Origin of the sequence: Kitasatospora sp. NPDC056327 (assembly GCF_042261735.1) — a bacterium.
GTDB lineage: Bacteria > Actinomycetota > Actinomycetes > Streptomycetales > Streptomycetaceae > Kitasatospora.
This window is the reverse complement of sequence record NZ_JBHJRC010000357.1, coordinates 1-7,899: the sequence shown is the minus strand read 5'-3', so window position 1 is coordinate 7,899 and position 7,899 is coordinate 1. Positions and strand designations below refer to the sequence as shown.

The 7,899-nt window shown below is 79.2% G+C and carries 5 protein-coding genes; 3 read left to right on the top strand and 2 right to left on the bottom strand.

Annotated features, from left to right (window positions below; all coding sequences use genetic code 11):
* Window positions 1-65: 65 nt before the first annotated feature.
* Window positions 66-2,987, bottom strand: a complete 2,922-nt coding sequence (locus tag ACFCX4_RS32510; protein WP_376150407.1) for a LuxR C-terminal-related transcriptional regulator — start codon at window positions 2,985-2,987, stop codon at window positions 66-68.
* A gap of 135 nt (window positions 2,988-3,122) precedes the next feature.
* Between ACFCX4_RS32510 and ACFCX4_RS32505 the strand changes: the two genes are divergently transcribed.
* Window positions 3,123-4,538 (top strand): DUF6350 family protein, encoded by a 1,416-nt coding sequence (locus ACFCX4_RS32505; protein WP_376150405.1) that lies wholly within the window; start codon window positions 3,123-3,125, stop codon window positions 4,536-4,538.
* Window positions 4,539-4,570: 32 nt separating this feature from the next.
* On the opposite strand, the gene ACFCX4_RS32500 is transcribed toward ACFCX4_RS32505, so the two are convergent.
* Window positions 4,571-5,224, bottom strand: a complete 654-nt coding sequence (locus ACFCX4_RS32500; protein ID WP_376150403.1) for a hypothetical protein — start codon at window positions 5,222-5,224, stop codon at window positions 4,571-4,573.
* 378 nt (window positions 5,225-5,602) lie between these two features.
* On the opposite strand from ACFCX4_RS32500, the gene purN reads away from it, so the two are divergent.
* Both purN and purH read left to right on the top strand, forming a co-directional pair.
* Window positions 5,603-6,262 carry a phosphoribosylglycinamide formyltransferase gene (purN, locus tag ACFCX4_RS32495; RefSeq protein ID WP_376150401.1) on the top strand — a complete coding sequence of 220 codons (660 nt, stop codon included), beginning with the start codon at window positions 5,603-5,605 and terminating at the stop codon, window positions 6,260-6,262.
* A complete protein-coding gene (gene purH, locus ACFCX4_RS32490) occupies window positions 6,259-7,839 on the top strand; it encodes a bifunctional phosphoribosylaminoimidazolecarboxamide formyltransferase/IMP cyclohydrolase (RefSeq protein WP_376150399.1) in 1,581 nt (526 codons plus the stop codon). Before purN ends, purH begins: the two co-directional genes overlap by 4 nt.
* Window positions 7,840-7,899 lie beyond the last annotated feature (60 nt).

The following is a 7,899-nucleotide window of genomic DNA, read 5'->3' as shown; positions in this document are numbered from 1 at the left end:
CCTCCGGGCGGGGGCGCGGGGTTCTCCCCGACGGCCTCCCGCCGGGCGCGGGCCCGCGAGGGGGCTCAGCCCGCGGCCGCGCAGGGCCGCAGGGACCACGGGGCGCAGCCGTGCGGCGACCCGGCCGCCGCGCCCGGCGGGGGCAGCGCCTCGGTGACCCGCCCGCCCGTCGGCGGCCGGTACGGGTCGTCGGGCCGGGGCGGCGGCGGATCCATCACCACCGGCTCCAGCCCCGGCGTCGGGGAGCACCAGAGGCTGAGGATGCCGGCCGGCGTCCCGGCCGGCAGCAGCGGCAGCAGCGCCTCCGGCTCGGTGGCGAGGGTCGGGAACGCCGCGCAGAGCGAGGGCGGTGGCGGACCGGGCGGCCGGAACAGTTCACCCGGCCCCCCGCCCGCCAGCGTCGCCGCCACCGCGCCGCCGACCGCGACCGTCAGCAGCGCCGCCGCCCCCGTCCGGCCCGCGTTCACCAGCCCGTGCCGGGCCCGCAGCACCGGCACCGGTGCCCGGTGCGGCTCCGGCACCCCGCGCACCGCCGCCCGGTGCAGCAGCACGGACAGCCGGTCGGCGAACCCGTCCTCCGCCGGGTCCGGCCCGACCAGCTCCGGCACCCAGTGCGCCAGGGCCGCCCGGGCCGCCCACACCCGGCCCTCGGCGGCCGCGAGCGTCGACTCCACCTCCACCGCCACCGCGGCGGCCGGCAGCCCCAGGCCGTCGTGCAGCACCAGCGCCCGGCGCCGCGGCCGGGGCAGCCGGCGGAGCGCCTTGAGCAGGGCGCGGTCCCGGTCGGTGAGGCGGTCGTGGTCGGGCAGCACCGCCTGGGCCTCGTCGGCCGGACGCACCCTGATCCGGCGGTGCGGCAGCCGCCACACGTGGGACCGCCGCGGCCCGCCCCGGTGCCACGGCGACAACGCCAGCTCGAACGCACGCGCCCGCACCCACCCCTCCGGATCGCCCCCGGCGGCCACCGGGACCCACCGGCGGCGGGCCTCCCCGAACGCCCGCCCGACGCAGTGCACGGAGCGGTGCTTGCAGGCGGTGAGCAGGAACACCTGTTGCACCAGGCGGGTGTGCGCGGCCTCGTACAGCGCGTCGAACCCGGCCTCCGCGTCGGTGGGGGGCTGCGGGGCGGGCGGCTGTCCGGTGGTGGGTGCGGTGTGCTCGGTGGTGCGGGGCCGTCGGGTCGGTTCCTGTCCGCCGCCGGAGGCCCCGGGCCCGGTGGGGGCGGCGGTGTTCGTCGGCCGGCCGTCGTCGTGGCGCGGCCGGGTCGGTTCCCGTTCGGTGCCGGCACCGGCACCGGCACCGGTGGTTCCGGCGGGGGCCGGTGCGGTCGGCGCGGGTGCCGGACGGACGCCGCCGACCGTGCCGGGGGCCCCCGGCCTCGCGCCGGCGGCCCCGGCCTGCCCGGCCGTCGCCCGCTTGTCCTTGGTCCGCCGGTCCCGGCGCCTCGCCGCGCGCCCGTTCGCCGCCGGCCGGTGGGCGGCCGCTTCGGCGGCTCCGGCCGATTGCGCCTCCCGGTCGGCCACCGGCTCCTCGGCGCCGGGCGTCGACCGGGTCCGAGCGGCCTGACCCGGGGGTTCCCCGGAGGCGGCCCCGCTCGCCCGCCCGTCGGCGCGTGCGGCCGTGGGTTCGGGGACGGGGCCGGCCGGCCGGGGACCGGCGGCGCGGCCGGCCGCGCGTTCCGCTTCCGCGGGGGAGATTCCGGCAGGCCGCCCGTCCGCCGGCCGTTCGCGCGCCGCTCGGTCGGTGTCGCTGGCCGGGGTCGGCCGGTCCGTGCCCGCAGGGTGACCTGGGCCGGGATCCGCCCCGGTGACCCGGCCCGCCCGCACGCCCTGCGGGCGGCCGGTGTCGCCGGCCGGGGTCGGCCGGTCCGTGCCCGCAGGGTGACCTGAGCCGGGATCCGCCCCGGTGACCCGGCCCGCCCGCACGCCCTGCGGCCGGTTGCCGCCGGCCCGGGCGCCGGCGGTGTGCACCGCCGGGCCGGACGTGCCGGCCGGCGGCGGAGCGGCGACGGCCTCGTCCGTGTGCCCGCCGTCCGCGCTCGGGGCGGAGCGTCGTGACGGACCGGCCGGCGCGGTGCCGGCCGGGGGCCGGACGGCACCGGCTGCCGGGCCGCCGCCGTCCGGCCGCCCGCGGTTCGCGGCGGTACCGGTGCTCGGGCCGGTCGAGGCGTCGTCCGCGCGTCCGCCGTCCGTGCCTGCGCTCGCGGGTGGTGACGCGGCGGCCGCCGCGGCGCCGGCGGAGGACCGGTTGCCGCCAGCTGCCGGTTCGCCGTCCGCGCCTGCGCCGGCCCTGTCGGCGGTGGGGGCCTCCTCCGCGTGCTCGCCGTTCGCGCCTGTGGCGGCGGGTGGTGACGAGTCGCCGCCGGCTGCCGGGCCGCGGTCGTGCGGCTGCCCGACGTCCGTGCCCGCAGCGCGCGCGGGCGCGCCGCCCGGGGCGTCGGCCGCCTCCGTCGCCGGTCGGCCGTCGCGCGCGTCGCGGGGAAGCCCGCCGCCGCCCCCGCCCCCCGTGCCCGTGGCGGCCTGCCGTCCCGCCGCCCCCGACCGTCCCGCCGCCCCGGCGCCGGACGCGCCGCCGTCGTCCCCCGCTCCCGGGCCCCCCGCCCCCGTCGCCTCCGGGGCGGGCAGCAGGGCGGCGAGGGCGGTGATCTCGGCCTGGGTGCGGGCGCCGAGTTTGCGCAGGGCCCGGTGCTGGTAGCTGCGGGCGGTGGTGGGGGCGACGCCGAGGGCGGCGGCGGTCTCGGTGAGGTCCCGGCCGGCCGCGAGGTGGGCGAAGGCCTGCGCCTCACGTGCCGTCAGACGGCGCAGCAGCGCCGCGGTCGCCTCCTCGGGGGGCGTGTCGCCCGCCCCGGCGGCGGCCCGGCCGTGTCCGGCCCGGCCCTTTCCGGGGCGCCCCCTCCCACTGCGGCTCTGCGCCGCGGGCCCGGGCCCGGACGCGGGGGCGGACGCCGGCTGGTTGCCGTGGCGTTCGGTGGTCGGGGGCTTGGTCATCAGACGCTCCTGGCCGGGGCGGTCGCGGCAGCGGGCGGGCATGGTCTGAAAATGCGCATAAGCCAATAATCTGGGACACCCCGGCGGTTTGCCTCTTCACCGAGCATGGCGAGTCGCCTTGGCACGATGAAGCCCATGACACAGCTGACGGGCCGTCCGATGCTGGAAACACCGGGCGAACTGGGTTCAAGGCCCGTCCTGTCCGCCCTGCTCACCGGTGTCCGGACGGCGCTGCTGGGGCTCTGCGCGGTCGGTGTGCCGGTGCTCGGGCTCTGGGTGGTGACGCCGTACGCGGACGACGGCGCGGCCGGTGCGGTGCGGCTGGCGGCGGCGTTGTGGCTGCTGGCGCACGGTGCGCCGGTGCTGCGCGGGGCGGCCGAGGCGCCGTTGACGGTCACGCCGCTGCTGCTGGGCCTGCTGGCGGTGGGCCAGCTGTCCCGGGCGGCCGGCCGGGTGGCGGCGAGGCGTGCCGGGCGGCCGGGGGGCAGCGGCGCGGCGGCGGTCTGGGCGGGGTACTGCGCGGTGGGGTGCGCGGTGGTGGCGCAGTGCGCCGGGGCGGGGGAGTTCCGGGCCCGGGTGCTGCCGGACCTCGTGGTGGTCGCCCTGGTGGCCGGCGCGGCGGTGGCGGCCGGTGCCCGCCGGGGCGCGCCGGCCCCGATGGCCCCGCCGGGCGTCGGGGGAGTCCTGGCGCGGGCCCTGGCCGGGCTGCCGGAGGCGCTCCGGCCGGCGGGCGGCGAGGTGGCGGTCCGGACGGCAGCGCTGGCGGCGGGGGCGGGACTGCTGGCGGTCGGCGGCCTGGTGGTGGCGGGGGCGGCGGTGTCGGCCGCGGCCTCGGGGAGCGGTTCGCCGGGGCTCTTCGCAGGCGGCCCGGCGGCGGTGGCGGGGGTGCTGCTGCTGAGCCTGGTGCTGCTGCCGAACACGGTGCTGTGGGGCGCGGCGTACGCGCTGGGGCCGGGTTTCGCGGTGGGCGCGGGGACGCTGGTGTCGCCGGTGCGCACGGTGCTGGGGCCGGTACCGGAGTTCCCGCTGTTCGCGCTGTTCCCGGAGCCGGGCGCGGGCGGGTGGCGGCTGGTGGTGTGCGTGCTGCCCGCGCTGGCGGGCGTGGCGCCGGGGCTGCTGCTCGGCCGGGCGGCGGCGGTCGGCGGGGTGCGGTCCGCGGGTGCGGTCCGGCCCGGCGGCGGGTGGACACCGGGGGCCACCCTGGCGGCGGTGCTGGCGGCCGCGCTCCTGGTCGGCGGTGCGGCGGCGGCGCTCGGCTGGCTCTCCGGCGGGGCGCTGGCCGGGGGCCGGATGGCCGGGCTGGGGCCGGTGCCGTGGTGGACCGGCCTGGCGGCGGCGGGCTGGGTGACGGCGGTGGCGGCCCCGGCCGCGCTGCTGACCCGCTTCCGGCTGCTGCGGGCGGCAGGCGGCGGGACGACGCCCGGGTCCGGGGCGCTCGCCGTGACCGCGCGCCGGGGTGCGCTCCTGCTGCGCGCCCGCGCTCACGCGGTGGTCGCCCGACTTTCCGGCACCCCGGGCGGCCCGCGGGGCGGTGCCGGCGCGGCCGGCTGACCGGACCCGCCCGCCCGGGCCGGCGGCCGGGGCTACTCGCTCTGCTTGGTGATGTCCACGTACCACTGCGGGGCGAGCCGGTCGCAGCCGTCGGTGGCACTGGAGGTGAGGGAGTCCCGCACGCAGGTGACGTAGTCGTTGTAGTACAGGGCGAGGCCGAGGACGGCGGAGACGAAGACCACCGTCATGGCGCCGGTGAGGATGCCGGCCAGGGCGGCCGGGGTCAGCGGGTTGGAGGCGGTCGGGGCCGGTCCGGCGGGGGCCGGTGCGCCCGCGGTGTCGCCGGTGGCGGCCGGCCGGGGGGAGCGCATCGCGGAGACGCCCCAGACGATGGCCAGCGCGCCGACGAACAGGGCGACGTAGTGCAGCGCGGCGAACGCGCAGACCAGCGCCCCCATGCCGGCCAGCGCGGCGTTGCGGGCCTTGCGCTGGGCGGGGTCGTTGGGGTCGAGCCGGGGCGGCTGCGGCGCCGGCGGGCGGGGGTTCCAGCCGCCGCCCTGGTAACCGGGGCTCCACGGGTGCGGCGGCGGGACGGGCGGACGCTCGTCCTGGTCGCCGTCCTGCCCCTCGGGGCGGTCGGACCCGTCGTCGGTCCGGGGAGCACGCGGTCGCCACGGCTGGTCGGGGGCATCCGCCGGCGGCGGCGCGAAGGGGTTGCGCTCGCCGGTGTCGTCACCGCTGCTCATGGTTCGGCCATTCCTTCTCGGTCGGTGGGGCGGGTGCCCGCGCCACCCTATGTTCCCGCAGGCCCCGGCGGGGGCTCCGGGCGCGTCCCGGATCGCCGGGCGTGCGCCCGCGCGCCGGACCTCCGGGGGCGGTGGACGGCCCGCGGACGGCCCGGCGAGATCCCCGTCTCAGCTACGCGCGTAGCCCCCGGCGGTGTTTCGGAGGCCGTCCGACCAGCCGTTATCGTGGTGACGGTCAGCAGCTCCCACGGGTTCCCCGGGCGCCCGCGTCGCGGCGGGTTCTCCAGGAGTTCCCCCTCGCTCGACCTGCCGTTCGTAGTGGCCCCACCACCGGTGGACGTACCAGCGCGCGGCGCCCGACCTACGGAGAATCGCGCAGTGGCCGCCGCCCCCGCTCAGCAGTTCCCGCCCCGCACGCCCGGACCGGCCCGTCTGGTGGTGCTGGTCTCCGGCTCCGGCACCAACCTCCAGGCGCTGATCGACGCGGTCGCCGACCCCGCGTACGGCGCGGAGATCCTCGCGGTCGGAGCGGACCGCGACGGCATCGCCGGCCTGGAGCGCGCCGGGCGCGCCGGTCTGCCGGTGTTCGTGCACCGGGTGAAGGACCACGCCGACCGGGCGGACTGGGACCGCGCGCTGACCGCCTCCGTCGCCGCCCACGAGCCGGACCTGGTCGTCACGGCCGGCTTCATGAAGATCCTCGGCCCCGCGTTCGTCGCGGCCTTCGCCGGACGGATCGTCAACACCCACCCCGCGCTGCTGCCCTCCTTCCCCGGCGCCCACGGCGTCACCGACGCGCTCGCGTACGGGGTGAGGGTCACCGGCTGCACCGTCCACCTGGTCGACGCCGGCGTCGACACCGGGCCGATCATCGCGCAGGGCGTCGTGGAGGTCCTCGACGCCGATCACGCCGATGGCGGCGAGGCGCTGCACGAGCGCATCAAGACTGTCGAGCGCAAGCTGCTCGTCGACGTCGTGGGCCGGCTGGCCCGCGAAGGTCACCGCATCGAGGACCGAAAGGTATGGATCCCGGCATGAGCGCCGCCCCCACCACCACTCCCGTCTCCGAGAACGTCCGGCCGATCCGCCGCGCGCTGATCAGCGTGTACGACAAGACCGGCCTGGAGGAGCTGGCCCAGGGCCTGCACGCCGCCGGGGTCGCCATCGTCTCCACCGGCTCCACCGCCGGCCGGATCGCCGCCGCCGGCGTCCCGGTGACCGAGGTCTCCGAGCTGACCGGCTTCCCGGAGTGCCTGGACGGGCGCGTCAAGACGCTGCACCCGCGGGTGCACGCCGGCGTGCTCGCCGACCTGCGGCTGGAGTCGCACCGCGCGCAGCTGGCCGAGCTGGGCGTCGAGCCCTTCGACCTGGTCGTGGTGAACCTCTACCCGTTCAAGGCCACCGTCGCCTCCGGCGCGACCCCGGACGAGTGCGTCGAGCAGATCGACATCGGCGGCCCGAGCATGGTCCGCGCCGCGGCCAAGAACCACCCCTCGGTGGCCGTCGTGGTCGACCCGGCCCGCTACCAGGACGTGCTCGCGGCCGTCGGGCAGGGCGGCTTCGACCTGCTGACCCGCAAGCGGCTGGCCGCCCAGGCCTTCGCGCACACCGCCGCCTACGACGTCGCGGTGGCCAACTGGTTCGGGGAGTCCGGCTACACGGAGACCGAGGACGCCTTCCCGGCCTTCCTCGGCTCCGCCTACGAGCGCCAGAACGTGCTGCGCTACGGGGAGAACCCGCACCAGGGCGCCGCGCTGTACACCGACGGCAGCGGCGGTCTGGCCGGCGCGCGGCAGCTCCACGGCAAGGAGATGTCGTACAACAACTACGTCGACACCGACGCCGCCCGCCGCGCCGCCTACGACCACGCCGAGCCGGCCGTCGCGATCATCAAGCACGCCAACCCCTGCGGCATCGGGACCGGCGCCGACGTCGCCGAGGCGCACCGCAAGGCGCACGAGTGCGACCCGGTCTCCGCGTACGGCGGCGTGATCGCGGTCAACCGCCCGGTCACCGTGGCGCTGGCCGAGCAGATCGCCCCGATCTTCACCGAGGTCGTGGTGGCCCCCGGTTACGAGGACGGCGCGGTCGAGGTGCTGGCCCGCAAGAAGAACCTGCGGGTGCTGCTCGCCCCCGGGGCCCCGGCCAACCGCCAGGAGGTGCGCCCGGTCTCCGGCGGCGTGCTGCTCCAGGACGCCGACCGGGTGCACGCCGAGGGCGACGACCCGGCGACCTGGACGCTGGCCACCGGTGAGGCGCTGTCCGGGGCCGAGCTGGCCGAGCTGGCCTTCGCCTGGCGGGCCTGCCGGGCCGTCAAGTCCAACGCGATCCTGCTGGCCAAGGACGGCGCCTCGGTGGGCGTCGGCATGGGCCAGGTCAACCGGGTCGACTCCTGCAAGCTCGCGGTCGAGCGGGCCGGCGAGCGGGCCAAGGGCGCCTACGCGGCCTCCGACGCCTTCTTCCCCTTCGCGGACGGCCCGGCGATCCTGATCGCCGCCGGCGTCCGGGCGATCGTCCAGCCGGGCGGCTCGATCCGCGACGAAGAGGTGATCGCCGCCGCCGCCGAGGCCGGGGTGACCATGTACCTCACCGGCACCCGTCACTTCTTCCACTGACGGTCCGCCGACGGCCGGTCCGCGGACCGGCCGTCGGAACGACGGAACGGCCCGGCCCCC